We start from the raw sequence: 26,088 nt of genomic DNA, 5'->3' as shown, positions 1-26,088 counted from the left end.
AGCAACGGGCCGCTGCGATGCAGCGACCCGTTGATTGCGAGTGTCAGTCGGTGAGGACACCTACAGGCCGGCAGCCTTGCGGAGCTCGTCGACGCGGTTGGTGCGCTCCCACGGCAGATCGATGTCGGTGCGGCCGAAGTGGCCGTACGCGGCAGTCGGTGCGTAGATCGGCTGGAGCAGTTCCAGGTCCCGCACGATGGCGCCCGGACGAAGGTCGAAAACCTCGGCGATCGCCTTCTGAATGGTGCCCGGGTCCACCTTCTCGGTCCCGAACGTCTCGACGAACAGGCCGACGGGCGCGGCCTTGCCGATCGCGTAGGCCACCTGGACCTCGATGCGCTTGGCGAGACCGGCCGCCACAGCGTTCTTCGCGACCCAACGCATCGCGTAGGCGGCGCTGCGGTCGACCTTCGAGGGATCCTTGCCGGAGAACGCACCGCCGCCGTGGCGGGCCATGCCTCCGTAGGTGTCGACGATGATCTTGCGTCCCGTCAAACCCGCATCACCCATCGGTCCGCCGAGAACGAAGCTGCCCGTCGGGTTCACCAGCAGGCGGGGGTTGCTCGTGTCCAACGCGACCGGGAGTTCGAGCTCGTCGAACACGGGCTGCAGGACGTTGGCACGGATGTCCGGCGCCAACATTCCGTCGATGTCGATGTCGGCGGCGTGCTGCGTCGACACGACGACGGTGTCCAGACGGACCGGCACATCGCCCGCGTACTCGATGGTGACCTGGGTCTTGCCGTCGGGACGCAGGTACGGCAGGGTGCCGTTCTTGCGCACCTCGGTCAGACGACGCGACAGGCGGTGTGCGAGCGCGATCGGCAGCGGCATCAGCTCGGGGGTCTCGTCGGTGGCGAACCCGAACATCAGTCCCTGGTCGCCTGCGCCCTGGAGGTCGAGCTCGTCGGAGCTCTCTCCGGTGCGCACCTCGTGGGAGTCGGTGAGGCCCTGCGCGATCTCCGGCGACTGCGCGCCGATCGCCACGTTCACGCCGCACGACGCGCCGTCGAAACCCTTGGTCGACGAGTCGTAGCCGATGTCGATGATCTTCTCGCGGACGATCGTCGGGATGTCGACGTATCCGACGGTGTTGACCTCACCCGCGACATGCACCTGGCCGGTGGTGACGAGGGTCTCCACCGCCACCTTGGCCTTCGGGTCCACGGCGAGCAGCGCATCCAGGATCGAGTCGCTGATCGCGTCGCAGATCTTGTCGGGGTGCCCTTCAGTCACGGATTCGCTGGTGAACAGGCGGGACGCTGAGGCGGTCATCGGTTCCTCTCGGGATGCAATTCTGCAGGGCTGTGCCCCGCACTCTCTTTCGACTGTGCCAGACGCTCGATCAGAGGCCTGGGTCAGCCGCACGCCCACCATTCGGCACGACGGCGGCCACTTCGTCAAGGATTCTGCTCGCCATCAATGTCTTGGACCCGAACGGCAACGCCGTCTCGCGGCCGTCGGCAGTCAGCACCCAGCCGGTGTTGTCCTCCGTGCCGAACGCCTTGCCGTCGCCCACTGCGTTGACGATGAGCAGGTCACAGCCCTTACGGCGCAGCTTGGCACGTCCGTGATCGAGGACTCCCCCATTCTCGTCCCCGGTCTCGGCGGCAAAACCGACAATGAGGGTGGCGGCGGGAATCACACCGTCGTTCCGCGACCGGACGAGCCCGGCGAGGATGTCGGGATTCTCGGCGAGGGTGATGGGCGCCGGTCCTTCCGCGCCCTTCTTGATCTTCGATCCGGCGACGCTGATCGGCCGGAAATCGGCGACAGCGGCCGCCATGATCACCACGTCGGCGTCGACGGCCCTGGCTTGCATCTCACGTTCGAGTTCAATCGCGGAGTCGATATGGACGACGTCGACGGCGGCCGGATCACCCGGATTGCTGGTGGCGCCTGCGACGAGCGTGACGTGCGCACCCCGCTGCGCCGCAGCCCGGGCGAGCGCGTAGCCCTGCTTGCCGGAACTGTGGTTACCGAGATACCGAACGGGATCGAGCGGCTCTCGAGTGCCGCCTGCGCTGACGAGCACACGGCAGCCCGCGAGGTCGTACGGGAGCGCATCGGCGCGGTCGAGCAGAAGGTCACCGAGCAGACCGATCTCGGTGGGCTCGGGCAGACGACCCGCGCCGGTGTCGGCGCCGGTGAGGCGACCGCTCGCCGGCGTCATGACGGTGACTCCACGCTGTCGCAGTGTCGCCACATTCGCGACGGTCGCCGGGTGCTCCCACATCTCGGTGTGCATCGCCGGAACGAACATCACCGGGCAGGTGGCTGTCAGCAGCGAAGCTGTCAGCAGATCGTCGGCGCGGCCTGCGACGGCTCGCGACATCAAGTCGGCGGTGGCCGGAGCCACGATCACGAGGTCGGCGTTGCGGCCGAGAGCCACATGTGCGACTTCGTCGACGTCGTCGAACACCTCGGTGCTCACCGGGTTGCCGGACAGCGCCTCGAACGTCGCCTTGCCGACGAAGTTCAGCGCTGCACGTGTGGGAATCACCCGGACGTCGTGCCCGGCCTCGGTGAAGTGCCGGATGACCGAACACACCTTGTAGGCGGCGATCCCCCCGCCCACCCCGATCAGGATGTGCGACACGTGTCGGCTACTCGCCTTCGGTGTGCTCGAGCAGGTCGGAGTGGATCTCACGCATCGCGATCGAGAGCGGCTTCTCCTGAACGCCCGGCTCCACCAACGGGCCGACGTACTCGAGGATGCCCTCTGCGAGCTGGTTGTAGTAGTCGTTGATCTGGCGCGCACGCTTGGCCGCGTAGATGACCAGCGCGTACTTCGACGAGGTGCGCTCGAGCAGTTCGTCGATCGGCGGGTTGGTGATGCCCAGCGGCGTGTCGTAGACGGGCTCGTCGACGACGGTCAGATCGATGTCTGTCTGAGTGCTCAAAACTTCTCCTGCGCAGTATTGTGTGCCGGCCGCGATTCGCTGCGTGGCCCGACCAGCAAGTTTAGCAATTCTTCGGCCGAAGTGTCGACATCGTCGTTCACGACGACGTGTCGGAACTCGTCACGGGCCGCCATCTCGACTCGCGCGGTCTCCAGCCTGCGGGCGATGACGTCATCGTTCTCGGTCCCCCGAGCGGTGAGACGCGCGACGAGCTCGTCCCAACTCGGCGGCGCCAGGAACACCGTGATCGCTTCGGGTAGATGCTCCCGAACGTTCCGTGCACCGACCAGATCCACCTCGACCAGGACCGGGAGGCCCGCGTTCAACGCTTCCTCGACCGGTGCGGCCGGGGGTGCCCGACCGCTGGATGCCGCCGTGGATGTCCGCCCACTCCAACATCTCGTCGGCGTCGATCATCTTGTCGAACGCCTCGCGGGTCACGAAGTAGTAGTCGCGTCCGTCCACTTCCCCGGGACGAGGATCGCGTGTCGTCGCCGAGACGCTGAAGTAGAGGTCGGGCAACAGTTCGCGGAGCCGACGGACGACGGTCGACTTACCAACGGCCGAGGGGCCGACCAGTACAACTAGTCGGCCCCTCGGACGGGTTCTAGATTCAGGCACGCTCAGGAGCTGAACTTCTCGAGCAGAGCCTTGCGCTGACGATCGCCGAGTCCGCGCAGACGGCGGGTCGGAGCGATCTCCAGCTCGGTCATGATCTCCTGCGCCTTGACCTTGCCAACCTTCGGCAGGGCCTCGAGGAGAGCCGAGACCTTCATCTTGCCCAGGATCTCGTCGTTCTCAGCGTCCGCGAGAACCTGCTTGAGGTCGGTGCCGCCTCGCTTGAGACGCTCCTTGAGCTCGGCACGCACACGGCGAGCCTGGGCCGCCTTCTCAAGCGCGGCAGCGCGCTGCTCATCAGTCAACTGGGGAAGAGCCACGGTTCCTCCGTCTTTCGTTTTCGACAGTTCGGGTTGTCCACGTGACGCTATCAGCGTCTCGTGGTGGTTCGTCGTAGGGCTGTGAAGACCCCCGGCGATCACAACGAGCGTAACGCTCGCCGCTGAGACCAGCCCAAACGGTACCCCGCCGACTGGCGAGTCCGCATCAACCACCCCGGGCGCGCCGTCGAATAGGGGACTTTAGTAGCGTGCCTGCCATGTTCAGCGACCTGCGCACCATCGCGCGTGTACTCCGCGACGACTTCGCCCCACGCACCGCATCAGAGTCGGTGGTCGTCGCCGACCGCCCACACGGACGTCTTCGCAGGTACGGGACGGCGCAGCAGCTCGACGCCGCGCGTGAGGCGGGTGTTGTTCCGGTGCTCCTGGTGCCCCCGCTGGCGGTTCCGGCGAGCTGCTACGACCTCGCGCCCGGTGCCGATCCGGCGAACTCCGTCGTCGAGTTCCTACTGTCGACCGGAACCATTCCGTACGTCGTCGACTTCGGCGACGTCGGTTACTCAGATCGCCATCTCGGCTTCGACGACTACTTCGACACATTCGTTCCGCGGGCGATCGCCGACACCGTCGACGACTTCCGGGCCGGGCCGGACGCCGTGGATCTCATGGGGTGGAGTCTCGGCGGAACCGTGTCGATCCTGACGGCCGCGTACCGCAAGGAGCTGCCGATCCGGTCGGTCATCACCGTCGGCACTCCCCTGAACTATATGAAGATGCCGATGTACTCCGCCGTGCGAACACTGCTCCGCCCTGTCGGCGGACAACCGTTCGGCGCCATCGCTCGTGCCATCGGAGGCATTCCGGCACCTCTGGTTCAGCTGTCGTACCGAGCGACGAGCTGGCAGCGCGAACTCCGCAAACCGAAGTACATTCTGGACAACATCGACGACCACGACGCTCTCATCCGGATGCAGGTGATCGACCGTTTCCAGGACTCGATGCCCGGCTACCCCGGGCGCCTCACCGAACAGATGCTGGTGAACCTGGTCATTCGGAACGAGATCGGCGAAGGCGTGCTGCACCTGGGAGGACACACGGTAGACGTCCGTACGCTCGCCGCTCCCGTGTTCACGGTCGGCTCGCACCGGGACGCCATCGTGAGCCACGGAGCTGCAGCGTACGGTCGGGAACTTCTGACCGGCTCGGCGCACGTCGAGTTCCACACCGTGGAGTCGAGCCATCTCGGCCTGCTCACCGGCCCCGACGCCGCAGCGCACACCTGGCCGGCCCTCGCCGCCTTCCGCGCGGCCCTGTGACGCGGATTTGATTGCGGGTGCGGACCTTTCGACTCGCTTCGCGGGTCTTGAGCGAGCTTGCGAGTCGAAAGGCGCTCAAGGAGCAGTAGGGCTAGCGGGCTTCCTACTGCTCCTTGAGCGAGCGAAGCGAGTCGAAAGGTCAGGACAACGCGTTCTCGATCTCGTCGCGGGTCGCTTCGACTGCGGCGCGCAGCGCATCCGCGTCGGGGCCTGAACGAAGGATGCTGCGGCTGGCCGCGGGCAGGAGCCAGGACAGGTCGGCGCCCTCGAAGATTCGGGCGAGGTCGGCCGCGGTCGCCCCCTGTGCGCCGAGGCCCGGCGACAGAATCGCTCCCCCGAGTGACGCGAGGTCCAGTCCGTGCTGACGCGTGGCGCCCACGACCACACCGACCGTCCCCGGCGACGCGGCGTTCACCTCGGCGGCGGCGTCGACGATCGACTGAGCCACCGTTCCGCCGGTCTCGACGGTCGACTGCTGGAGTCCCCCGCCTTCCGGGTTCGACGTCCTGGCCAGCACGAACAGCCCCCGATCCGCGTCGCGCGCGGCCGTCACGGCCGGGTCGAGCGAACCGAAACCGAGGTACGGCGACACGGTGACGGCGTCGCTGCACAGCGGTGACGCATCGTCGAGCCAGGCCGTCGTGTACGCGGCCATCGTTGAGCCGATGTCGCCGCGTTTGGCGTCCGACAGCACGATCGCACCGGCCTCTCGGCACCCGACGATCGTCTCCTCGAGCACGGCGAATCCGGCCGAGCCGAACTGCTCGAAGAACGCCACCTGTGGCTTCACGACCGCGGCGACCGGCGCGATGCCCTCGACACACGCCTGAGCGAACGAGCGGAGCCCGTCGACGGACACCGGCAGTCCCCACTCGGTGAGCAGCGCCGCATGCGGGTCGATGCCCGCGCACAGTCTGCCCCGAGCGGCGACCGCGTCGGTGTACCGCGGGCCGAAACTCACGCTCCGGCCCTCATCTCGGCGTGGCGGCGCTGTAGCGACTGCACGCCCATCGTCTCGCCCAGTGCGGCTTCGATGCCTTGGACGGCAGCGCCCGCACCCGACACCGTCGTGATGCACGGGACTGAGGCCCCGATGGCGGCGGCGCGGATCTCGTAGCCGTCGACACGAGGTCCGGACGTGCCGTACGGCGTGTTGATGATCATGTCGACATTGTGGTCCTTGATCTCGTCGACCACGGTCCGCTTGCCGTCGGCGGCTTCAGCACCCTTGGCGACGGTGACAACCGCGATACCGTTGCGCCGCAACACGTCTGCGGTTCCGGTGGTCGCCATGATCGTGAAGCCGAGATCGGCCAGACGCTTGATCGGGAAGAGGATCGACGCCTTGTCCCGATCGGCGACCGACACGAAGACGGTTCCACTCGTCGGCAGCGCACCGCCGGCACCTTCCTGCGACTTGGCGAACGCACGGCCGAAGTCGCTGTCGAAGCCCATGACCTCACCGGTCGACTTCATCTCGGGGCTGAGCAGCGAGTCGACTCCGGTTCCGTCGGCACGACGGAACCGGTTGAACGGCAGCACTGCCTCCTTGACGGCGACCGGGGCATTCGACGGCAACGCCGACCCGTCGCCCTCGGCGGGCAGGATGCCCTCGGCGCGGAGTTCGGCGATCGAACGTCCGAGCATTACCCGGGCGCACGCCTTGGCGAGCGGGACCGCCGTCGCCTTGGAGACGAACGGCACCGTGCGGCTTGCGCGCGGGTTGGCCTCGAGGACGTACAGCTTGCCGTCGGCCAGCGCGTACTGGACGTTCAGCAGGCCGCGGACGCCGATTCCCCGCGCCAGCGCGAGCGTCGAGCGTCGGACCTCCTCGATCTGTGCGGCGCCGAGCGTGATGGGCGGCAGAGCGCATGCCGAGTCACCCGAGTGGATGCCCGCCTCCTCGATGTGCTCCATCACGCCGCCGATGTACATCTCCGTTCCGTCGAACAGCGCGTCGACGTCGATCTCGACGGCGCCTTCGAGGAAGCGGTCGACGAGGACCGGGCGGTCGTCGGAGATCTCGGTTGCACGCGAGATGTAGTCGGCGAGCGCCTGCTCGTCATACACGATCTCCATGCCGCGACCGCCGAGCACGTACGACGGGCGGACGAGCACCGGGTACCCGATCCCTGCCGCGATGTCACGGGCGCCGTCGAATGTGGTGGCGGTGCCGAACTTCGGGGCGGGCAGACCCGCATCGACGAGCACCTTGCCGAACTCTCCACGATCTTCGGCGAGATCGATCGCCTCGGGGCTCGTTCCGACGATCGGGACCCCCGCAGCCTGCAGCCGCGCCGCGAGACCGAGCGGTGTCTGGCCGCCGAGCTGGACGATGACGCCCGCGACGGTCCCCGACTCCGACTCCGCGTGGAACACCTCGAGGACGTCCTCGAAGGTCAACGGCTCGAAGTAGAGACGGTCTGCGGTGTCGTAGTCGGTGGAGACCGTCTCCGGGTTGCAGTTGACCATCACCGTCTCATAGCCGGCCTCACTGAGGGTGAGTGCGGCGTGGACGCAGGAGTAGTCGAACTCGATGCCCTGACCGATTCGGTTCGGGCCCGAACCGAGGATCAGCACCTTGGGACGCTCGGTCTGCGGTGCGACTTCGCTCGTCGCGGCCGGATCGAGCTCGTAGCTGCTGTAGTGGTACGGCGTCTTCGCCTCGAACTCGGCGGCACAGGTGTCGACTGTCTTGTAGACCGGGCGGACGCCGAGATCGACGCGGTGCGCTCGCACCGCGTCCTCGTCGACGAGCACCGTGTCGCCGCCCGCGACGCGGAGCGCTGCGATCTGCCGGTCCGACAGTCCCGTCGTCTTCGCCAGACGCAGAAGGTCCTCATCGAGAGAGGCTGCGTCGCGCACCTCGTGGCCGACGTCGCGGATCCCGTCGATCTCGGCGAGGAACCACGGGTCGATGGCGGTGACCTCATACAGCTTCTCGATGCTCACACCTGCTTCGAGAGCCAGCATCAGCTTAAGCATGCGGCCGTCGCGCGCGACGGCGATGTCGGCGAGCAGCGCGTCGACGTCGAGCGTCGCCGGGTCCGGGCGCTCCGGTTCGGTCCAGAAGCCTGCGGCCTTGGTCTCCAGAGAGCGCATCACCTTGCCGAACGCCTCGGAGAAGCTGCGGCCCAGGCTCATCGCCTCGCCGACGGACTTCATCGTGGTGGTGAGAGTGTCGTCGGCGCCCGGGAACTTCTCGAACGCGAAGCGCGGCGCCTTGACGACAACGTAGTCGAGCGTCGGCTCGAACGCGGCGGGTGTCACCTTGGTGATGTCGTTGGTGATCTCGTCGAGCGAGTAGCCGATGGCCAGCTTCGCAGCCATCTTCGCGATCGGGTAACCGGTCGCCTTCGACGCGAGAGCCGACGACCGCGACACACGGGGGTTCATCTCGATGACGACCAGACGACCGTCGACGGGGTTCTGCGCGAACTGAATGTTGCAGCCGCCGGTGTCGACGCCGACCTCGCGGAGAATGTCGATCGAGAGGTCGCGCATGATCTGGTACTCGACGTCGGTCAGGGTCATCGCCGGTGCGACGGTCACCGAGTCGCCGGTGTGGACGCCGACCGGGTCGACGTTCTCGATGGAGCAGATCACGACGACGTTGTCCTTATTGTCGCGCATCAGCTCGAGCTCGTACTCCTTCCACCCGAGGATCGACTCCTCGATGAGCACGTTGGCCGTCGGGGACGCGGCGAGGCCGCCGCCTGCGATGCGCTCGAGGTCGGCGTCGTTGTACGCCATGCCCGACCCGAGACCGCCCATGGTGAACGACGGCCGCACCACAACCGGGAATCCGAGGTCGTCGACGGTCTTGCGGACCTCGTCCATCGTGAAGCACACAGCCGAGCGGGCGCTCTCGCCGCCGACCTTGGTCACGATGTCCTTGAACATCTGGCGGTCCTCACCGCGCTGAATGGCGTCGAAGTCGGCACCGATCAACTCGATGTTGTACTTGGTGAGGATGCCCTTCTCGTGGAGGCCGACGGCGGCGTTGAGAGCCGTCTGGCCTCCCAGGGTCGCCAGCACCGCGTCGATCGGATGGCCGGCGGCCGCCTCGGTCTGGATGACCTTCTCGATGTACTCGGGGCTGATCGGCTCCACATAGGTCGCGTCGGCGAACTCTGGATCGGTCATGATCGTCGCGGGGTTCGAGTTGACCAGCGACACCCGCAGGCCCTCGGCCTTGAGGACGCGGCATGCCTGAGTGCCCGAGTAGTCGAACTCGCAGGCCTGGCCGATGACGATCGGGCCGGACCCGATCACCAGGACGTGGGAGATGTCTGAACGGCGGGGCATTACGCGTGGGTCCCTTCCATGCCGGTGTTTTCCATGATGTGGACGAACTTGTCGAAGAGGTTTGCTGCGTCGTGCGGGCCGGACGCTGCTTCTGGGTGGTACTGGACGGAGAACGCCCGGCCGGAGATCAGCTCGACGCCCTCGACGACGCCGTCGTTGGCGCACACGTGCGACACGCGGGCGCGTCCGAACGCGGTGTCGAACTCCTCGCCCGCTTCGCCCGCGATCGCGAAACCGTGGTTCTGCGAGGTGATGGCGATTCGTCCGGTGACGGTGTCGAGCACGGGGATGTTGATGCCCCGGTGCCCGAATTTGAGCTTGTAGGTCTCACGGCCGAATGCGCGGCCCATGATCTGGTTGCCGAAGCAGATGCCGAAAGTCGGCAGGCCGGAGTCGATGACTTCGCTGGTCAGCGCGACCGCGGCGTCGGCCGTTGCGGGGTCTCCGGGGCCGTTCGACAGGAAGAAGCCGTCCGGGTTCACCGACCGGATGTCGGCGAGCGTCGCGTTCGACGGCAGGACATGCACTTCCACGCCTCTCGCTGCGAGCATGCGCGGCGTGTTGGCCTTGATGCCCATGTCGAGTGCGGCGACACGCAGCTTGGCCTGCCCGCCTGCGGCTTCGACGACGTACGGCTCGAGGGTGCTGACCTCGGCTGCCAGGTCGGCCCCGGCCATCGAGGGCTGTGCCCGCACCGCGTCGAGCATCTCGTCGACCGAGCGGAGCGCGTCGCCGGAGAAGATGCCTGCACGCATCGAGCCGACGTCGCGGAGCACGCGGACCAGGGCGCGGGTGTCGATGCCCGCGATGCCGACGACGCCCTGCTCTGCGAGCTGACCGTCGAGCGTCGTCTCCGAACGCCAGTTGGAGACGCGGCGAGTGGGATTGCGCACGGCGTAGCCCGCAACCCAGATGCGGTCGCTCTCGTTGTCCTGCGTGTTCCAGCCGGTGTTGCCGATCTGCGGAGCTGTGGCCACCACGATCTGACGGTGGTAGCTGGGGTCGGTGAGCGTCTCCTGGTATCCCGTCATCGCAGTGCAGAACACCGCTTCGCCCAAGGTCTCGCCGGTCGCACCGTACGCGCGCCCGGTGTAGACCTGGCCGTTCTCCAGCACCAGTACTGCTTTGCTCATCTCTTACGAATCCTTCTTCTCAGGTGCCGGCGTGGTCTCGGTGTTCTCGAAGGCCGCGAACGCCTTCTCATTCAGTTCGGTGTACGCGGACGTCCAGTCCGGGTAGACGGTCTTGTCGTCGCCGCGCAACCCTGAGTCGATCTCGACTCCCGACGGCAGCGCCCAGCGGATCACGAGCACACCGTCGCGGCTCATGACTTTGCCTGCGAGGCCGTTCTCGGTGCGGACTGCGACGAGCGACTCGCGCGGAATCCAGATCTCCGATGCTCCCTGGCGGGTCAGCAGCAGGCCGTCGTTGTACTCGGTCAGCTCGGCCGACGCGCGGTCGCCCTTGTCTCCCACGGCGACGCGGTTCTGCCAACTCGGCGACACCGTGCTCCCGACGTACAGACCGGTGTGCGGGCCGCGGATCGGATCACCGAGATCGGTCGGCGTCTCCGGGAACGCGCCCAATTCGTCGATCTGACGGTTGCCGCGCTTGCGCCATCCGCGCAACGCCAACGTCACCAATGTGAGCCAGATCGCGAGCGCGCCGAGTGCGATCAACAGGTAGTACAGCCAGTTCGTCACAGCCACGCCCCCTCGGCACGCTGGGCGGTGACACGTCCGCGGAGGAACGTCGCCTCCACTGTGCCCGGCAGTGTCATCGTCTCGTACGGCGTGTTCGCCGACCTGCTGGCGAGATCGTCGCCGACCACCGTCCACGACGAGTCCGGGTCGATGATCGTGAGGTTGGCGGGCTCGCCGACAGCGATCGGGCGTCCCTGATCGTCCAGTCCGACGATCTCCGCGGGGCGTTCGCTCATCACGCGGGCCACTCCGCGCCAGTCGAGCAGACCGGTGCGCACCATCGTCTCGACGACGATCGAGACCGCCGTCTCGAGCCCGAGCATTCCGGGCCGGGCCTGCGAGAACTCGCAGCACTTCTCCTGCGAGGCATGCGGTGCGTGGTCCGTGGCGACGCAGTCGACGATGCCGTCGGCCAACGCCTGACGCAGGGCGACCTTGTCGCGCTCTTCACGAAGCGGCGGGTTCACGCGATTGACGCCGTCATAGGTCTCCAGCCGCGAATCGTCGAGCAGCAGGTGATGCGGGGTCACCTCGGCAGTGACGTCGATCCCCTGACTGCGAGCCCATCGCAGCAGTTCGACGGTGCCCTCGGTGGACGCGTGGGCGATGTGGACACGCGCCCCGGCATCGCGGGCCAGGAGCGCGTCACGGACCACGATCGACTCCTCCGCGGCGCGCGGCCAGCCTGCCAGGCCGAGACGTGCCGCCGTCGGACCGTCGTGCGCGACAGCGCCCTCGGTGAGGCGCGGGTCCTCGGAATGCTGGGAGATCAGGACGCCGAGCCCCGTCGAGTACTCGAGGGCCCGTTTCATGATCACCGGATCGTGGACGCACTTGCCGTCGTCGCTGAACAAGCGGACCTTGGCCGCTCCGGAGGCCATCATGCCCATCTCCGCGAGCTGTTCGCCTGCGAGGCCGACGGTGACCGCGCCGACCGGATGGACGTCGACGAGCCCGATCTCCTGGCCGAGGCGCCACACCAGGTCCGTGATCGCGGCGTTGTCGGCGACCGGAGCGGTGTTGGCCATCGCGAACACTGCGGTGTAGCCGCCACGGGCGGCGGCCCGCGACCCGGACTCGACGGTCTCGGTGTCTTCCCGGCCCGGCTCACGCAGGTGAGTGTGCAGGTCGACAAAACCGGGCAGCAGAACGCCACCGCGTCCGTCGACGGTCTGTGCTCCGTCGGGAGCGGTGAGACCGGACCCGATCTCGGTGATCTCGCCGTCGACCACGGCCACATCGACGGGGTCGCCGTCACCGTAGGGTCGAACGTTGGTGATCAGGACCGATCCGGTGGCGGTCACGACTGCTCTCCTGACGTGGTGATCGATGTGTGGTGCGAGGGACGCTCATCGGCGCTCGCGAGGAGGCGGAACAGGACCGCCATGCGGACGTGCACGCCGTTTCGGACCTGTTCGAGGACGGTGGCCTGCGGGGTGTCGGCGACGTCGAAGCCGATCTCCATACCGCGGAGCATCGGGCCGGGGTGCAGAAGCACCGCATCGTCGCGAAGCATCGAGCGACGGACCTCCGAGAGCCCGTACCGGACCGAGTACTCACGCGCGCTCGGGAAGAACCCACCGTTCATGCGTTCGGCCTGGACGCGCAGCATCATCACCGCGTCGGCGGCGGGCAGTTCGGCATCGAGGTCGGTGGCGACGCGGACCGGCCAGGTCTGTACGCCCGTAGGCAGCAGCGTGGGCGGCGCGACGAGCACCACTTCGGCACCGAGAGTCGACAGAAGCAGCGCGTTCGACCGCGCCACACGTGAATGCAGGATGTCGCCGACGATCAGAATCCGGCGTCCGTCGAGACCACCGAGACGTTGACGGATCGTGTAGGCGTCGAGCAGTGCCTGTGTCGGATGCTCGTGCATTCCGTCGCCTGCGTTGATCACGCTCGGACCAGTACTGGGGACCCCGAGGATGTCGCTGCCGTCGTTGGTCCAGCGGGCGATCTGCGCCGCCGAACCAGATGCGGGGTGTCGTACGATCAGCGCGTCGGCGCCGAGCGCACGCAGGGTCTTGGCGGTGTCGCGGAGCGACTCACCCTTGTTGACCGACGAACTCGATGCGCTGACGTTGATCACGTCGGCGCTCATCCATTTGCCCGCCACCTCGAAGGAGACGCGGGTGCGAGTGGAGTTCTCGTAGAACACGGTCATGACGGTTCGGCCGCGCAGGGTGGGAAGCTTGCGAACCTCACGTCCGGCGAGCGCCTGCTCGAAGCGCTGCGCCTCGTCCAGGATCTCGATCGCATCGTCACGCGAGAGATCGGCGGCGGAGAGGAGGTGTTTCATCGCAGCACCACCTCATCGAGCCCGTCGTGCTCGGCGAGATGCACCTGGACATCCTCGTCGCGCGAGGTGGGGATGTTCTTCCCCACGTAGTCGGCGCGCAGCGGCAACTCACGATGCCCGCGGTCTACCAGCACCGCGAGCTGGACCGCGGCGGGCCGGCCGAGGTCGCGGAGCGCGTCGAGGGCCGCGCGGACAGTACGCCCCGAGAACAGCACGTCGTCGACGAGAATCACGAGGGCCCCGTCGACACCGCCCTCGGGCACCAGCGTGCGCTCGAGCGGGCGGTGCGGTTTGTCCCGGAGATCATCGCGGTACAGCGTGATGTCCAGGTAGCCGGTCTCCACGGTCACGCCGGAGAACTCGGCGATCTTGCCTGCGAGGCGCTGCGCGAGGCTGGTGCCGCGGGTGGGGATGCCGATCAGCAGCACCCGGCGTGAGCCGACTGCGTCGAGGGCGGTCTTCTCTATGACTTGATGAGCCATTCGCGCCACCGTTCGTCCGACGTCTGACGCGTCGAGCAGAACACGGGGCGACCCCTTCTCCGGGGTGTGGGCATCATCGACCGGCGGAACCAAGCCGACCTCCTTCTCCGCCTCACTGGACGGGTCGTTAAAGGATTTTCGCTTGAAAGGCAGTCTACTCCGCGGCGGCGGCGGCGCGGACTTGAGGTGCGAGTTCGGCGATACGGCCGAGCACGCCATTGACGAATGCGGGTGACTCGTCGGTGGAGAGTTCCTTGGCGAGTGTGACCGCCTCGTCGAGGACCACGTGGATGTCGACCTCGCTGGAGTACAGCAGCTCCCAGACTGCGAGACGCAGAATCGCACGATCGACGGCCGGAAGGCGGTGCAGCTTCCAGTTGTCCAGGTGCGAGGAGATGACCGCGTCGATCTGGCTCGCGTCGGCTGCGACGCCCTCGACGAGAGTCACGGTGTACCCGGTCATCTCCCCGACGGCGTCGTGCTCGGCGAACCAGGCGCGGCGGTCGGCGACCACCTGGGTCGCGGAGACCTCTTTGGCCTCCGCTTCGAACAGGATGTCCACCGCACGCGCACGCATGCGGTGGCGGCCCTTTGCTTCAGTCACGCTTCGACTCGCTTTGCTCGCTCGACAACCAGCTGTTCAGTACTCGTCGATCAGCTGTTGACGCGGCCGAGGTAGTTGCCGTCGCGCGAATCGACCTTCAGCTTGTCGCCGGTGTTGATGAACAGCGGCACGGCGATCTCGGCACCGGTCTCGAGCGTGGCCGGCTTGGTGCCGCCCGTCGAACGATCACCCTGCAGGCCGGGGTCGGTCTGGGTCACGACGAGTTCAACGGTGACGGGGAGTTCGACGTACAGCGGCTCACCTTCGTGGGTCGCGACCTGAACGGTCATGTTCTCGAGGAGGAAACGTGCGCCGTCGCCGACGGTCTCCGGGGTGATGTTGATCTGCTCGAACGTCTCGCCGTCCATGAAGACGAAGTCGGCGCCGTCGTTGTACAGGAAGGTCATGTCTCGACGGTCGACCGTGGCGGTCTCGACCTTGACACCTGCGTTGAACGTCTTGTCGACGTTCTTGCCCGACAAGATGTTCTTGATCTTGGTGCGGACGAAGGCCGGACCCTTACCTGGCTTGACGTGCTGGAACTCCAGGATCTGCCAGAGCTGGTCGTCCATCTTGAGGACGAGTCCGTTCTTGAAATCGGCGGTCGTCGCCATGAATGTTCTCCTCGCGGTTCGCTGCCCCGGTGGGGCCTGATGCTCTTCTTATAGGACGCGGAGCGCCCTGGATGTGGTCGTCAGCGACGTCGGTCGGGCGTCGGTGACAACCAGGGTGTCCTCGATCCGCACGCCTCCGCGTCCCGGTAGGTAAATACCTGGTTCGACGGTGACCGTTGCGCCGTCAGGCAGTGTACCGCTCGCAGCGGCCCCGATTCCCGGCGCTTCGTGTATCTGCAGGCCCACGCCGTGCCCGAGCCCGTGCACGTAGTACTCGCCGAAGCCTGCGTCGGTGATGATCCGACGCGCGGCGGCGTCGATGTCGACGAGTTCCGCGCCGACGGCCAAAGCGTCACGGCCCGCCTGTTGTGCGGTCAGCACGATGTCGTAGATCTCGGTCTGCCACGCCTGTGGCTCGCCGAGCACGAACGTCCGCGTCATATCGGAGTGGTACCCGCGCCAGACGCACCCGAAATCGATCTTGACCAGGTCGCCTGCCGTCAGGACAACCTCCGTCGGACGGTGATGCGGGATCGCCGACATCGCGCCCGCCGCGACGATCGTCTCGAAAGCGATCGCGTCGGCGCCGAGAGCGAACATCTCCCATTCGAGTTCGCGTGCGACCTGGCGTTCCGTGCGGCCCGGGGTGATCGCTCCGCGGTCGATCAGCGCGGCGAGCGCTGCGTCCCCGATCTGGCACGCGGACGTGATCAAATCCACTTCTTCGGCGTCCTTGGCGATGCGCAACCGTTCGACTGCATCGGTGACCGGGGTCAACGCCGCACCGACCTCGGCGGCGAGTGAGGTGAGCCGCGCGTAGTCGGAGACGGTGACGACGTGGCCTTCGATCGCGACGCGCGCGCCGGGCCGCTCCGCGGCGGCCACTCGCAGCAGCGCCGACGGGCAGTCGCGGGCGATCTCCGCGCGGAGATCGGCAGCCTGCTCCCCCACCTGCGTGACGTAGCGACCGTCGGTGGCTATCCGATCACCGTCGCGATCAGACCCGACCCACACGAGTGCGGCACCGTTGCTTCCGGTGAACCCGGTGAGATAACGCAGGTTCGCCAGATCGGAGACGATGATCGCGTCGACGGCCGACGCTTCGATCTCGGCCGCCAGTCGGGCCCGTCGGGCACCGTGATTTGTTGAAAAGTGCATGTCTGCATTGTTGAACATGTTCTACCCGGCTACTGTGTCCCCATGAGTTCGTGGCTACTTCGTGGTGTCGTGATGTCCATTGTGCATATCGCCGCCCGCATCATCCTCGGTGCCGTTGTGATTTCCGCACCCCTGTCGTCTCCCCTCGCCCGGTGGCTGACGATTGCGGCATGCATCGTCGTCGCCATCGTGTGGGGCGGACTGGACGGTCTGAAGGACGCACGTGCGCACTCCGATCCCGACGACTACGAGGACCTCACCGTCCGCTGGCTCAAGGCAGGCCTGCTCGCAGGCTTCGTGTCCTGCCTGGTGAGCTGGATTCTCGGCACTGTCTGGCTGAACGGAATCGGCCAGGCGAGCCTGCCGATCGAGCTGATCGCAGGCACCTCGTTCATCGCCCTGATCGTCTTCGTGCCCGCCTTCTTCGGCGCGTCGGTCGGTCGTTTCCTCATCCGCCGCGAGCAGCGCAAGGCAGAGCTCGCCTCCGAAGAGGCCGCCGAAGCCAACACGCAGCACGCAGTCCCCACAGCCTGACCGACCCCGCGAACGCGGAACGGCGCCGGACCTCCTCGAGGTCCGGCGCCGTTCTTGTGTCTCCGACGGTTGAATGTCGTCAGAGCAGGATCGCGCCGCCCGCGGGCTTGCCCTTGGCCACCGCGGAGTAGGCGGCCGCGATCAGCGAGGGATCGGGAGCTTCGAGTCGTCCCGGCTTGGCGAGACCGTCGAGGACCACGAAGCGAATCATTCCTGAGCGGTTCTTCTTATCGCCCGCCATGGTCTTGAGGAGTGCCGGCAGTGCGTCCTCGTCGTACTCCGTGGGAAGTCCGACGAGTTCGAGGATCGACCGGTGCCGATCCGCGGTGTCATCGTCGAGGCGACCGGCGAGCCGTGCCAATTCGGCGACGAACACCATGCCGACGGAGATGGCGGCGCCGTGACGCCATTTGTACTGCTCGCGGCGTTCGATGGCATGGCCCAGGGTGTGACCGTAGTTGAGGATCTCGCGGAGCGACGACTCCTTCAGGTCGGCCGACACGACGTCTGCCTTCACCTGAACCGAACGACGAATCAGTTCCGGAAGGAGTTCTCCAGCCGGGTCGAGCGCCGCCTTCGGGTCCCCTTCGATGAGATCGAGGATCACCGGGTCGGCGATGAAGCCGGTCTTGATGACCTCGGCGAGCCCGGCGACCACCTCATTCGGCGGCACAGTTTCGAGGGTCGCCAGATCGATGAGGACCGCGTCCGGCTCGTGGAACGACCCGACGAGGTTCTTTCCGGCGTCGGTGTTGATGCCGGTTTTCCCGCCGACTGCGGCGTCGACCATCGCCAGAAGTGTGGTCGGGACGTGGATGACCCCGATGCCACGCATCCACGTGGCGGCCGCGAAACCCGCGAGGTCGGTCGCGGCACCGCCGCCGAGGCTGATCACCTTGTCGTTGCGCATCATCCCGATGCGGCCGAACACCTCCCAGCAGAACGCCGCCACCGACAGGTCCTTGCCTGCCTCCGCGTCCGGGATCTCCACACGATGCGCGTCGAATCCCTTGCCTGAGAGGTACTCCCGGATCTGCTCGGCGGTCTGTGCGAGAGTGGGCTGGTAGACCACACACACCCGGTCTGCGCCCTTCGCGGCGACCGCGACGTCGTCGAGCAGTCCACGGCCGATGGTGACGTTGTACGGCGAGGCCGCACGGACTGCGACGGTGACCGGTTCGGTCATGAGTCCTCCTGGGGCAGGCCTGCCTCGTGCAGGCTTCTGATGATGTCGGTGACGATCTCGTCCACCGGGCGGGTCGCATCGACGGTGAATCGCGCAACGCTCTCATAAGCGTCGACACGAGAGTTGAGCAGTTCCGCGTACCGTGCCGACGGTTCGGGACTCGACAGCAGCGGTCGGTTCGAGCCCTTCACCCGTTCGAAGCCGTCGTCCGCGCCGATCGCGAGATACACGACATGATGGCCGGCGAGTACGTCGCTAATCGCCTGCACCGTCGGCGATCCACCGCCGAGCGCGACGACACCCGTGCTCTCGGAGAGCACGGCTCGTACGACGTCGGCTTCGATTGAGCGGAATCCCGTCTCACCGTCAGCGTCGAAGATCTCGGGAATGGTGCGGCCCGAGCGTCGTTCGATCTCGATGTCGGTGTCGACGAACCGCAGTCCGAGTCGATCGGCCACAGCGCGGCCGACCGTCGATTTGCCGGATCCCATGAACCCGGCGAGCACCACAACCGTCACGGGCGCGGCGGACGGGCTTCGACTGCGTCCAGGTATCCGCGCAGGTTGGAGCCCGTCTCGCCGACGGAGTCGCCACCGAACTTCTCGAGCGCCACCTGAGCGAGGACCAGCGCGACCATCGCCTCGGCGACGACTCCCGCAGCGGGCACCGCGCACACGTCACTGCGCTGGTGGATGGCGCTCGCGGGTTCGCCGGTCGTCATGTCGACGGTTGCGAGTGCGCGCGGGACCGTCGAGATCGGCTTCATCGCAATGCGGACACGGACGTCTTCACCGTTTGTCATGCCGCCCTCGAGGCCGCCTGCACGGTTCGTCGACCGCAGCACTCCGTCGGCGCCGGGAACCATCTCGTCGTGCGCCTGGCTGCCACGACGACGCGCCGTCTCGAAACCGTCGCCGACTTCGACGCCCTTGATCGCCTGGATGCCCATGAGTGCGGCGGCGAGCCGCGAGTCGAGACGAGCCTCGCCGCTGACGTGAGAGCCGAGACCGACGGGAACGCCTGTCGCGATCACTTCGACGACGCCGCCGAGGGTGTCGCCGTCACGCTTGGCGGCTTCGATCTCCTCGATCATCGACGTCTCGGCGTCCTTGCCGAAGGCCCGGACTGGGCTCGCGTCGATCGCGTCGAGGTCGGAAGGGCGGGGTGCGGGTCCGGTGTACGGGTCGCTGTCGCCGATCGAGACGATGTGCGACACGATCTCGATGCCGAGAACCTGCTTGAGGAAGTTCCGGGCGACGGTGCCCGCAGTCACGCGCGCAGCGGTCTCGCGGGCGCTCGCGCGCTCCAGGATCGGGCGAGCGTCGTCGAACCCGTACTTGAGCATTCCCGAGTAGTCCGCGTGTCCCGGACGCGGACGCGTCAGAGCTGCATTACGTGCACTGCCAGCGAGTTCGTCCTCGTCGACCGGATCGGCCGACATGACCTTCTCCCACTTGGGCCACTCGGTATTGCCGATCTCGACCGCGATCGGACCGCCGAGAGTCTTGCCGTGACGGACACCGCCGATCACAGTCACTTCGTCGGCCTCGAACTTCATGCGCGCGCCACGGCCGTAGCCCAGGCGGCGTCGAGCCAATTGTTCGGCGATGTCGGCAGTGGTGATCTCCACTCCCGCCACCATGCCTTCGACCAGGGCCACCAGGGCCGGTCCATGCGATTCTCCGGCAGTCATCCAACGCAACACGTGTCAATTGTTCCAGAAGGCCCGACGACGGCGATGACCAGCCATGCCAATGTGACCGCAACGAGTGCCGGGCCGTGCGCAACGACCCGCGTGCGACGGGCGACGAGAACGATCCCGGTGACGATCGCGGCACCGACAACGGTCATTGCCGCGAGCCCCGGATCACCGAGCATCCCGCCACAGACGACGGCGAGTTTCACGTCTCCTCCGCCGCACAGCCCTCGTGCGAACGCGATCGCGTAGGGCGCCGCGCAGACCGCCGCCGCGACTGCGGTGGCCGGATCGGCGGCGCTGAGTGCCACCACCACGACGACGGCCGGTCCGGTGATCACGTTCGGTATTCGTCCGGTACGCGCGTCGACGACGGCACACACGATGACGGCCGCGGACAGCACGATGGTGATCACGCTGCCAGCATCACCAGGAATCCGCGATCTGACCAGCACGATTTCCACAGGCGTGCTTCACCCTGCCGACGCAGGTGGCGTTGTGCCCTGAAAGTCACAGAGGGGTGGCGTACGAAACACACCCCGGTGCTTCTTTTCTGCCGTGTCGTGAGTTCAATCAGAGTGTGACGCCGACCGCTGCAGCCATCGCCGACCGCGGCGCCGAGAGGCCGGTGAATTGCTCCACCTGGCTGTACGCCTGATTGAGCAGCATCACGATGCCGCCGACCACAACGCCGCCCGCAGACCCGACGGCCTGAGCGAGCGGGGTCGGCCACGGATCGTAGATGACGTCGACGACGCGTTTCGACGCGGCGAGTGCATCGGCGATCGTCGCCGCCCCGGGTGCCGGAACCGTCGAGATCGTCACGTCGCCGTCGGTGCAGGCCGCGCGCACCGCATCGTCGTCGCCGAAGTCGACGACTCGCGCCCGGACGTCGAGCCGTTCGGCGAGTTCGAGGACACCGCGCGCTCGACCCTCGTCACGGGCTACGACGGCGACATCGTTCACTCCCGCGTCGGCCAGCGCGGCGAGCGCCGGCAGCGCCGTGCCACCGGCCCCGACGATCACAGCCCGGGACGCCCCGGTCGGGAGCCCTGCTTCGGCGAGGGCTCCCGTCACTCCATCGACGTCGGTGCAGTCCGCGCGCCAACCGTCGGGCGTCCGGAGCAGCGTGTTCGCAGATCCGACCAGCTCAGCCCGAACCGTCCGGACATCGGCGAACGCCAGTGCCGCGAGTTTGCACGGCATGGTGACGGAGAATCCGACCCAGTCGGCTCCCGCGCCGCCGACGCGTGCCGGCAACTCGTCGGCAGTCGTCTCGACGGCGTCGTAGGTCCACCCGTCGAGGCCGAGCGCCGTGTACGCGGCACGATGCAGATCGGGTGATCGGGAGTGGCCGACCGGCGATCCGAGGACCGCCGCCCTACTCACAGTTGACCGTCAGCAGATTGTTCTTACACGCCACCTGACGGTTCTTCTTATGCTGTGTGAACGTCTTCGCGAAGAGCGTTGTGCCCTCCTTGTCCACGGTCACGAAGTACAGCCAGTCGCCTGCAGCCGGGTCTTCCGTCGCCGACAGCGCACGTTCGCCGACCGCACCGATGGGAGTCAAGGGAAGCCCGTCGTGCTGATAGGTGTTCCACTTGTTCCCGTCCATGAACGACTCGCCGTGCACGTCGATGTCGGCGACCGCTGCGGTGTAGTTGACGGTCGAGTCCATCTGCAAGCGGATGTCCTGATCGAGCCGGTTCACGATCACGCGCGCGACCTTCGGGAAATCGTCCTCGTGCTGCGCTTCGGCCTCGACGATCGACGCGATGGTCAGCGTCTCGTACGGCGACTTGCCAGAGTTGTTGCCGCTGAGCAGGCCCCACGCGGTGAATCGGGCCACGCTGCGGGTGATCAGGTCCTTGAGGATGGCGCGTGCGTCGAGGCGGGGATCGATGTCCTCCCACGCGCCTGACGCGATCAGGCCCTCGAGTCGGCGATGATCTCCGGTCAGTTCCTTCACCTTCGCCGTCGCCCAATCGGGGACACCGAGTTCCTCGGGAGTCGACGTGGCCGCGGCCTGCTGCAACTGCTCGGCGGTCACACCGTACGTGCGCTCGTCCGTGGTGAACGTCGTCGCCTTCGCGATCATCTGGAACACACCGGGTCTAGTCGTGCCGTCCGAGCTCTTCTTGGAGTCCAACTGCAGTCCCTCGGGGACGATGAACCGTCCGACACGCTTGTCGTCACCGGACATCATGTCCAGTGCCGCTTTGCCGGAGATGCCCTTCGGCAACGCGTAGAAACCTGCGGACACTCCGGCGCCGCCTTCCGCGGCGTCGACGAACGCACGCTGGCTGCCGACGACGCCCGCATCGGCGAGTGTCTGCCCGACGTCACGGATCGCCGCGTCGGCCGGCACCTCGACGAGCGTCGAACCCGAGCCGGTGTCACTGCTGAAGTCCGTGCGCGAATCGAACACTCCGAGCCATTTGAGGCCGAGCCCGCCGACGACGAGGACGGCGACGAGGACGAGCGCGCCGATTCCGAGGAGAATGCCCCGATTCTTCTTCCGCGACGGCATCGCGCCACCGTGCACGGGAATCTCGCCCGTGTCCGCGTCGTCGTCATCACGCGACTCGAGGATGTCTGGAACGAACACCGGCGACTCGGTCCGGGCCGCAGGCTCGGCGGCCCGCGAAACGTCCACCGGTTCCGTGGGCGCGGATTGCGCGTACACCGGCCGGGTCGGCGCCACGTTCGACGTCGGTGCGACGGCGGGCGTTTCCGGCTCTGCATAGAACGGTTCCGGCTCGCGCGGGACCGGCGATGCGAACAGCTGGTCATCGTTGCCGGTGACAGGCGCTTCCGAGACCGGTGTCTGCGCGTGCGGTTCGCTCAGCCGCATCATCGGCTCGGGAGAGGCATCCCGATAGCGCACTTCGAAGTACGGGGACGGAGCGCCTTGAGGCGGCTCGGGCGTCCGGTACTCGATGGTCGGATCGGGCAATGCGCTCTCGACTCGAACGATCGGGATGCTCCCCGTCGTCGTCGGATCGCCGGGTCCACGACGCCTCCGACGTCGGTTGCCCTCCTGAACCGCCGACGGATCGGAGAAGAATCGGCGCGGATCACCGGCGTTGCCGTCCGGTGTGGAACCCGAATGGCGGGGCCGTGCGTCGTTCCCGTGACGGGGCGTACGGTCCTGGTCAGTCACGTCGGTCGGTCCTCCTCATCGGCGTGCCCGCGTCAGCGACGCGCGTCCAGCCATCCCTGCAGAATAGCCACCGCGGCGGCCTGATCGACGACGGCGCGCGCATTCTTCGCCTTGACTCCGCTTGCGCGGAGTGCGGTCGTCGCGGTAACGGTGGTCAGTCGTTCATCGTGGTATTCAACGGTCACATCGGGCAGAGTGTCGCGCCCCGTCAGCTTCGCCTCGACACGATCGCCGAACGCGCGGGCCGCCTCGACGGCCGGGCCGTCGGTGTTACGCAGCGTCCGCGGGAGCCCGACGATCACGCCGATCGCCTCGTATTCGTCGACGATTGCGACAACACGTTCGACGTCGCCGTCGTGTTTGGTCCGCTGGACCGTCTCGACAGGCGTCGCCAGGATTCCGTCCGGATCACACACCGCGACCCCGACGCGGACGCTGCCGACATCGATCGCGACACGCCGTCCGCGCGGCGTGATCATCGCCCGCCGACGACGTCGCGGAGCCGGACCAGTGCAGCGTCGACTCCAGCGGCGTCTGTACCGGACCCCTGTGCGAGATCGGGTTTCCCGCCGCCACGACCGGCGACGAGGGGTGCGATCTCCTTGACGACGTCGCCCGCCTTGATGCCGGCCGCACGTGCCGCATCGGTGGTTCCGACCGCGAACGGCACCTTGTCCCCGTCAGCCGAGAACAGCGCGACAACGGCGTTGCGGTCGGCGACCCGACCACGAAGGTCGGTGACGAGAGTCCGCAAGCCGTTCGCGTCCACACCGTCGGCCACACGTCCGGCTACCACCAGCGTCTCGCCGACAGTCTGAGCCTGGTCGATGAGTCCCGACACCGCTGCGCGGGCCTGTTCCGCCTTGAGTGCCTCGAGCGCCTTCTCCGCGTCGCGAAGCTTGGTGACGAGTTGGTCGACACGATCGGGAACCTGCTCCGACGGAACCTTGAGACTCGACGCGAGCCCGGCCATCAGCGCGCGCTCACGCGACAGGTACCGGAACGAGTCCATTCCGACGTACGCCTCGACCCGTCGGACTCCGGAACCGACCGACGACTCGCCGATCAGCGTGATCGGGCCGACCTGAGCCGAGCTGCCGACGTGCGTTCCGCCGCACAGTTCCATCGAGAAGGGTCCGCCGATCTCGACCACGCGCACGCGGTCGCCGTAGTTCTCACCGAAGAGCGCCATCGCACCCATCGCCTTGGCCTTGTCCAGGTCGGTCTCGAAGGTGTTCACCCCGAAGTTCGCCTCGACTGCCTCATTGCTGATCTGTTCGATCTGTGCGCGCTGGTCGTCGGTGAGACCACTGCCCGCGTGGAAGTCGAAGCGCAGGTAGCCGGGACGATTCAGCGAACCGGCCTGCGTCGCTGTAGGTCCGAGGATCTGCCGAAGAGCAGCACCCACCAGGTGCGTGCCCGAGTGTCCCTGCGTCGCTCCGTGACGCCACGCGGCGTCCACGCTGGCGAGCACGTCGGCGCCCTCCGTGATCTCGCCCTCGTCGACGGTCACGCGGTGCAGCCACACCTGCTTGCCGACCTTCTGGACATCCTTCACGGACAGGCGGACACCGTCGGAGGTGGTGATGACACCCTGATCGGCCATCTGGCCGCCCGACTCCGCGTAGAGCGGGCTGCGGTCGAGGATCACGTCGAGTTCGGTGCCCGGCACCGCCGAACGAACACGTTCGCCGTCGGACACGAGCCCGAGGACGCGTGCCTCGGAGACCAGTTCGTCAAAACCGGTGAAAACAGTCGGGCCGCGGTCCAGGAATTCGCGGTACACCGTCTGATCGGCGTGCGACGCCTTACGCGAGCTCGCGTCGGCCTTCGCCCGCCTGCGCTGCTCGGCCATCAATTCGGTGAAGCCGTCGCGGTCCACGTCGAGGCCCGCCTCAGACGCCATCTCCAGGGTCAGGTCGATCGGGAACCCGTACGTGTCGTGCAGGGCGAAGGCGTCGTCTCCGCTGATCCGCGACTTGCCCGACGCCTTGGTGGCGTCGGCCGCCTCGGAGAACAGTTTGGAACCGGCAGCGAGCGTCTTCGCGAAGCTCGTCTCCTCGCCGACCGCGACCGACACGATGTGTGCGCGCTGTTCGGCGAGGTTCGGGTACGACGGGCTCATCAGGTCGATGACCGCCTCCACGATCCGCCCCATCGTCGGGTCGGACGCGCTGCGCTGATCGGGCCCGCTCACTGCGTTCCCGGCGCCCAGCAACCGGACCGAACGCACGACACGGCGGAGCAGACGACGGAGAACGTAACCGCGACCGTCGTTGGACGGGACGACGCCGTCGCCGATCAACATGACCGAGGTGCGGGCGTGATCGGCGATCACGCGGAATCGGACGTCGTCGTCGTGGTTGCCTGCACCGTAGCCGCGGCCGGTGAGCTCGGCGGCGAGGTCGATGATCGGCCGGCACAGGTCCGTCTCGTAGACGTTGTCGACGCCCTGAAGAATGCAGGCGACTCGCTCGACGCCCATTCCCGTGTCGATGTTCTTCTTCGGCAGCGGTCCGAGGATCTCGTAATTGTCCTTGCCGCCGCCTTCGCCGCGGATGTTCTGCATGAACACGAGATTCCAGATCTCGATGTACCGGTCCTCGTCGACCTCCGGGCCGCCCTCGACGCCGTACTCCGGGCCGCGGTCGTAGAAGATCTCCGAACACGGTCCGCACGGGCCGGGCACGCCCATCGACCAGTAGTTGTCCTTGAGGCCGCGTCGCTGGATACGCTCGGCCGGCACGCCGATCTCGTCACGCCAGATGGTCTCGGCCTCGTCGTCGTCGAGGTAGACCGTCGGCCACAGGCGCGTCGGGTCGATGCCGTAGCCGCCCTCGTCGATCGGGTTGGTCAGCAGGGTCCAGGCGAACTGGATCGCCTCGCGCTTGAAGTAGTCACCGAAGGAGAAGTTGCCCGCCATCTGGAAGAACGTGTTGTGGCGGGTCGTGATGCCGACTTCTTCGATGTCCAGGGTGCGTACGCACTTCTGCACACTGGTGGCACGGTCGTACACCGGAGTCTGATCACCGAGGAAGTACGGCTTGAAGGGCACCATGCCCGCGTTGACGAACAGCAGATTCGGGTCGTCGAGAATCAGCGAGGCGCTGGGAACCTCGGTGTGACCGGCCCGGATGAAGTGATCCAGGAAACGCTTCCGGATGTCATGCGTCTGCACTGCGGCGGTGTCCTTCGTTGAAGTGGTGATACCGGTACTCGAGTT

The 26,088-nt window shown here is 66.9% G+C and carries 24 protein-coding genes and 1 pseudogene; 2 read left to right on the top strand and 23 right to left on the bottom strand.

Annotation, left to right across the window (positions count from 1 at the left end):
- Positions 1-60 precede the first annotated feature (60 nt).
- The 5 genes and pseudogenes from metK to mihF all read right to left on the bottom strand — a co-directional run bounded on the left by metK (position 61) and on the right by mihF (position 3,841).
- The gene (gene metK, locus JVX90_RS07570; RefSeq protein WP_205331754.1) at positions 61-1,275 is read right to left on the bottom strand and encodes a methionine adenosyltransferase; all 1,215 of its coding nucleotides are present in this window, start codon (positions 1,273-1,275) and stop codon (positions 61-63) included.
- Between the two features lie 70 nt (positions 1,276-1,345).
- Positions 1,346-2,599, bottom strand: coding sequence for a bifunctional phosphopantothenoylcysteine decarboxylase/phosphopantothenate--cysteine ligase CoaBC (coaBC, locus tag JVX90_RS07565; RefSeq protein ID WP_205331753.1), 1,254 nt, complete (start codon positions 2,597-2,599; stop codon positions 1,346-1,348).
- Between the two features lie 7 nt (positions 2,600-2,606).
- Complete coding sequence (gene rpoZ, locus JVX90_RS07560) at positions 2,607-2,903, bottom strand: DNA-directed RNA polymerase subunit omega (protein ID WP_205331752.1); 297 nt, start codon at positions 2,901-2,903, stop codon at positions 2,607-2,609.
- Positions 2,900-3,524 (bottom strand): annotated as a pseudogene (gene gmk / locus JVX90_RS07555) (guanylate kinase). The gene rpoZ and the pseudogene gmk overlap by 4 nt, the downstream one beginning before the upstream one ends.
- 2 nt (positions 3,525-3,526) lie before the next feature.
- Positions 3,527-3,841: an integration host factor, actinobacterial type gene (mihF, locus tag JVX90_RS07550; RefSeq protein ID WP_008377956.1), complete on the bottom strand. Its 315-nt coding sequence runs from the start codon at positions 3,839-3,841 to the stop codon at positions 3,527-3,529.
- A 218-nt stretch (positions 3,842-4,059) separates the two neighbouring features.
- On the opposite strand from mihF, the gene JVX90_RS07545 reads away from it, so the two are divergent.
- Positions 4,060-5,118, top strand: a complete 1,059-nt coding sequence (locus JVX90_RS07545) for an alpha/beta fold hydrolase (RefSeq protein ID WP_205331751.1) — start codon at positions 4,060-4,062, stop codon at positions 5,116-5,118.
- Between the two features lie 139 nt (positions 5,119-5,257).
- Here the strand turns inward: JVX90_RS07545 and pyrF are convergent, their stop codons facing one another.
- From pyrF to JVX90_RS07495, 10 genes are all read right to left on the bottom strand, one after another.
- On the bottom strand, positions 5,258-6,079 hold the full coding sequence (pyrF, locus tag JVX90_RS07540; RefSeq protein ID WP_205331750.1) for an orotidine-5'-phosphate decarboxylase: 822 nt from the start codon (positions 6,077-6,079) through the stop codon (positions 5,258-5,260).
- Positions 6,076-9,426 carry a carbamoyl-phosphate synthase large subunit gene (gene carB / locus JVX90_RS07535; protein WP_205331749.1) on the bottom strand — a complete coding sequence of 1,117 codons (3,351 nt, stop codon included), beginning with the start codon at positions 9,424-9,426 and terminating at the stop codon, positions 6,076-6,078. Before carB ends, pyrF begins: the two co-directional genes overlap by 4 nt.
- The gene (carA, locus tag JVX90_RS07530) at positions 9,426-10,559 is read right to left on the bottom strand and encodes a glutamine-hydrolyzing carbamoyl-phosphate synthase small subunit (protein WP_205331748.1); all 1,134 of its coding nucleotides are present in this window, start codon (positions 10,557-10,559) and stop codon (positions 9,426-9,428) included. The genes carB and carA overlap by 1 nt, the downstream gene beginning before the upstream one ends.
- A 3-nt stretch (positions 10,560-10,562) precedes the next feature.
- Positions 10,563-11,129, bottom strand: coding sequence for a transporter (locus JVX90_RS07525; protein WP_205332322.1), 567 nt, complete (start codon positions 11,127-11,129; stop codon positions 10,563-10,565).
- Complete coding sequence (locus JVX90_RS07520; RefSeq protein ID WP_205331747.1) at positions 11,126-12,433, bottom strand: dihydroorotase; 1,308 nt, start codon at positions 12,431-12,433, stop codon at positions 11,126-11,128. The genes JVX90_RS07525 and JVX90_RS07520 overlap by 4 nt, the downstream gene beginning before the upstream one ends.
- A complete protein-coding gene (locus tag JVX90_RS07515) occupies positions 12,430-13,428 on the bottom strand; it encodes an aspartate carbamoyltransferase catalytic subunit (protein WP_205331746.1) in 999 nt (332 codons plus the stop codon). The genes JVX90_RS07520 and JVX90_RS07515 overlap by 4 nt, the downstream gene beginning before the upstream one ends.
- Positions 13,425-14,003, bottom strand: coding sequence for a bifunctional pyr operon transcriptional regulator/uracil phosphoribosyltransferase PyrR (pyrR, locus tag JVX90_RS07510; RefSeq protein WP_205331745.1), 579 nt, complete (start codon positions 14,001-14,003; stop codon positions 13,425-13,427). The genes JVX90_RS07515 and pyrR overlap by 4 nt, the downstream gene beginning before the upstream one ends.
- 61 nt (positions 14,004-14,064) lie before the next feature.
- Positions 14,065-14,487, bottom strand: a complete 423-nt coding sequence (nusB, locus tag JVX90_RS07505) for a transcription antitermination factor NusB (RefSeq protein ID WP_205332321.1) — start codon at positions 14,485-14,487, stop codon at positions 14,065-14,067.
- Between the two features lie 77 nt (positions 14,488-14,564).
- Positions 14,565-15,128, bottom strand: coding sequence for an elongation factor P (gene efp / locus JVX90_RS07500; protein ID WP_205331744.1), 564 nt, complete (start codon positions 15,126-15,128; stop codon positions 14,565-14,567).
- 48 nt (positions 15,129-15,176) lie between these two features.
- Entirely contained in the window at positions 15,177-16,286 is a 1,110-nt protein-coding gene (locus JVX90_RS07495; RefSeq protein WP_205331743.1) for an aminopeptidase P family protein, read from the bottom strand.
- Positions 16,287-16,328: 42 nt separating this feature from the next.
- On the opposite strand from JVX90_RS07495, the gene JVX90_RS07490 reads away from it, so the two are divergent.
- A complete protein-coding gene (locus JVX90_RS07490; RefSeq protein ID WP_205331742.1) occupies positions 16,329-16,820 on the top strand; it encodes a B-4DMT family transporter in 492 nt (163 codons plus the stop codon).
- A 79-nt stretch (positions 16,821-16,899) separates the two neighbouring features.
- Here JVX90_RS07490 and aroB read toward each other — a convergent pair whose 3' ends face one another.
- The 8 genes from aroB to alaS form a co-directional block, all read right to left on the bottom strand.
- Positions 16,900-18,006: a 3-dehydroquinate synthase gene (aroB, locus tag JVX90_RS07485; protein ID WP_205331741.1), complete on the bottom strand. Its 1,107-nt coding sequence runs from the start codon at positions 18,004-18,006 to the stop codon at positions 16,900-16,902.
- Positions 18,003-18,524, bottom strand: coding sequence for a shikimate kinase (locus JVX90_RS07480; protein WP_205331740.1), 522 nt, complete (start codon positions 18,522-18,524; stop codon positions 18,003-18,005). Before JVX90_RS07480 ends, aroB begins: the two co-directional genes overlap by 4 nt.
- Positions 18,521-19,699 (bottom strand): chorismate synthase, encoded by a 1,179-nt coding sequence (aroC, locus tag JVX90_RS07475; RefSeq protein ID WP_205332320.1) that lies wholly within the window; start codon positions 19,697-19,699, stop codon positions 18,521-18,523. Before aroC ends, JVX90_RS07480 begins: the two co-directional genes overlap by 4 nt.
- Positions 19,696-20,118, bottom strand: coding sequence for an A24 family peptidase (locus JVX90_RS07470; protein WP_205331739.1), 423 nt, complete (start codon positions 20,116-20,118; stop codon positions 19,696-19,698). Before JVX90_RS07470 ends, aroC begins: the two co-directional genes overlap by 4 nt.
- Before the next feature lie 157 nt (positions 20,119-20,275).
- Positions 20,276-21,091, bottom strand: a complete 816-nt coding sequence (locus JVX90_RS07465; RefSeq protein ID WP_205331738.1) for a shikimate dehydrogenase — start codon at positions 21,089-21,091, stop codon at positions 20,276-20,278.
- Complete coding sequence (locus JVX90_RS07460) at positions 21,084-22,865, bottom strand: endolytic transglycosylase MltG (protein ID WP_205331737.1); 1,782 nt, start codon at positions 22,863-22,865, stop codon at positions 21,084-21,086. Before JVX90_RS07460 ends, JVX90_RS07465 begins: the two co-directional genes overlap by 8 nt.
- A gap of 32 nt (positions 22,866-22,897) precedes the next feature.
- Complete coding sequence (gene ruvX, locus JVX90_RS07455) at positions 22,898-23,344, bottom strand: Holliday junction resolvase RuvX (protein ID WP_205331736.1); 447 nt, start codon at positions 23,342-23,344, stop codon at positions 22,898-22,900.
- Positions 23,341-26,043 carry an alanine--tRNA ligase gene (gene alaS / locus JVX90_RS07450; RefSeq protein WP_205331735.1) on the bottom strand — a complete coding sequence of 901 codons (2,703 nt, stop codon included), beginning with the start codon at positions 26,041-26,043 and terminating at the stop codon, positions 23,341-23,343. The genes ruvX and alaS overlap by 4 nt, the downstream gene beginning before the upstream one ends.
- Positions 26,044-26,088 lie beyond the last annotated feature (45 nt).

Source organism: Gordonia sp. PDNC005, from assembly GCF_016919385.1.
GTDB lineage: Bacteria > Actinomycetota > Actinomycetes > Mycobacteriales > Mycobacteriaceae > Gordonia.
This window is presented reverse-complemented; position numbering and strand designations above follow the sequence as displayed.

What these genes read in the sequence shown, in the direction of transcription:
- efp (WP_205331744.1), bottom strand. Translation starts at nt 15,128, where the DNA reads ATGGCGACGACCGCCGATTTCAAGAACGGACTCGTCCTCAAGATGGAC.
- aroC (WP_205332320.1), bottom strand. Translation starts at nt 19,699, where the DNA reads ATGACTGCCGGAGAATCGCATGGACCGGCCCTGGTGGCCCTGGTCGAA.
- carB (WP_205331749.1), bottom strand. Translation starts at nt 9,426, where the DNA reads ATGCCCCGCCGTTCAGACATCTCCCACGTCCTGGTGATCGGGTCCGGC.
- JVX90_RS07495 (WP_205331743.1), bottom strand. Translation starts at nt 16,286, where the DNA reads ATGCACTTTTCAACAAATCACGGTGCCCGACGGGCCCGACTGGCGGCC.
- aroB (WP_205331741.1), bottom strand. Translation starts at nt 18,006, where the DNA reads ATGACCGAACCGGTCACCGTCGCAGTCCGTGCGGCCTCGCCGTACAAC.
- nusB (WP_205332321.1), bottom strand. Translation starts at nt 14,487, where the DNA reads ATGCGTGCGCGTGCGGTGGACATCCTGTTCGAAGCGGAGGCCAAAGAG.
- JVX90_RS07490 (WP_205331742.1), top strand. Translation starts at nt 16,329, where the DNA reads ATGAGTTCGTGGCTACTTCGTGGTGTCGTGATGTCCATTGTGCATATC.
- ruvX (WP_205331736.1), bottom strand. Translation starts at nt 23,344, where the DNA reads ATGATCACGCCGCGCGGACGGCGTGTCGCGATCGATGTCGGCAGCGTC.
- JVX90_RS07515 (WP_205331746.1), bottom strand. Translation starts at nt 13,428, where the DNA reads ATGAAACACCTCCTCTCCGCCGCCGATCTCTCGCGTGACGATGCGATC.
- carA (WP_205331748.1), bottom strand. Translation starts at nt 10,559, where the DNA reads ATGAGCAAAGCAGTACTGGTGCTGGAGAACGGCCAGGTCTACACCGGG.
- JVX90_RS07545 (WP_205331751.1), top strand. Translation starts at nt 4,060, where the DNA reads ATGTTCAGCGACCTGCGCACCATCGCGCGTGTACTCCGCGACGACTTC.
- metK (WP_205331754.1), bottom strand. Translation starts at nt 1,275, where the DNA reads ATGACCGCCTCAGCGTCCCGCCTGTTCACCAGCGAATCCGTGACTGAA.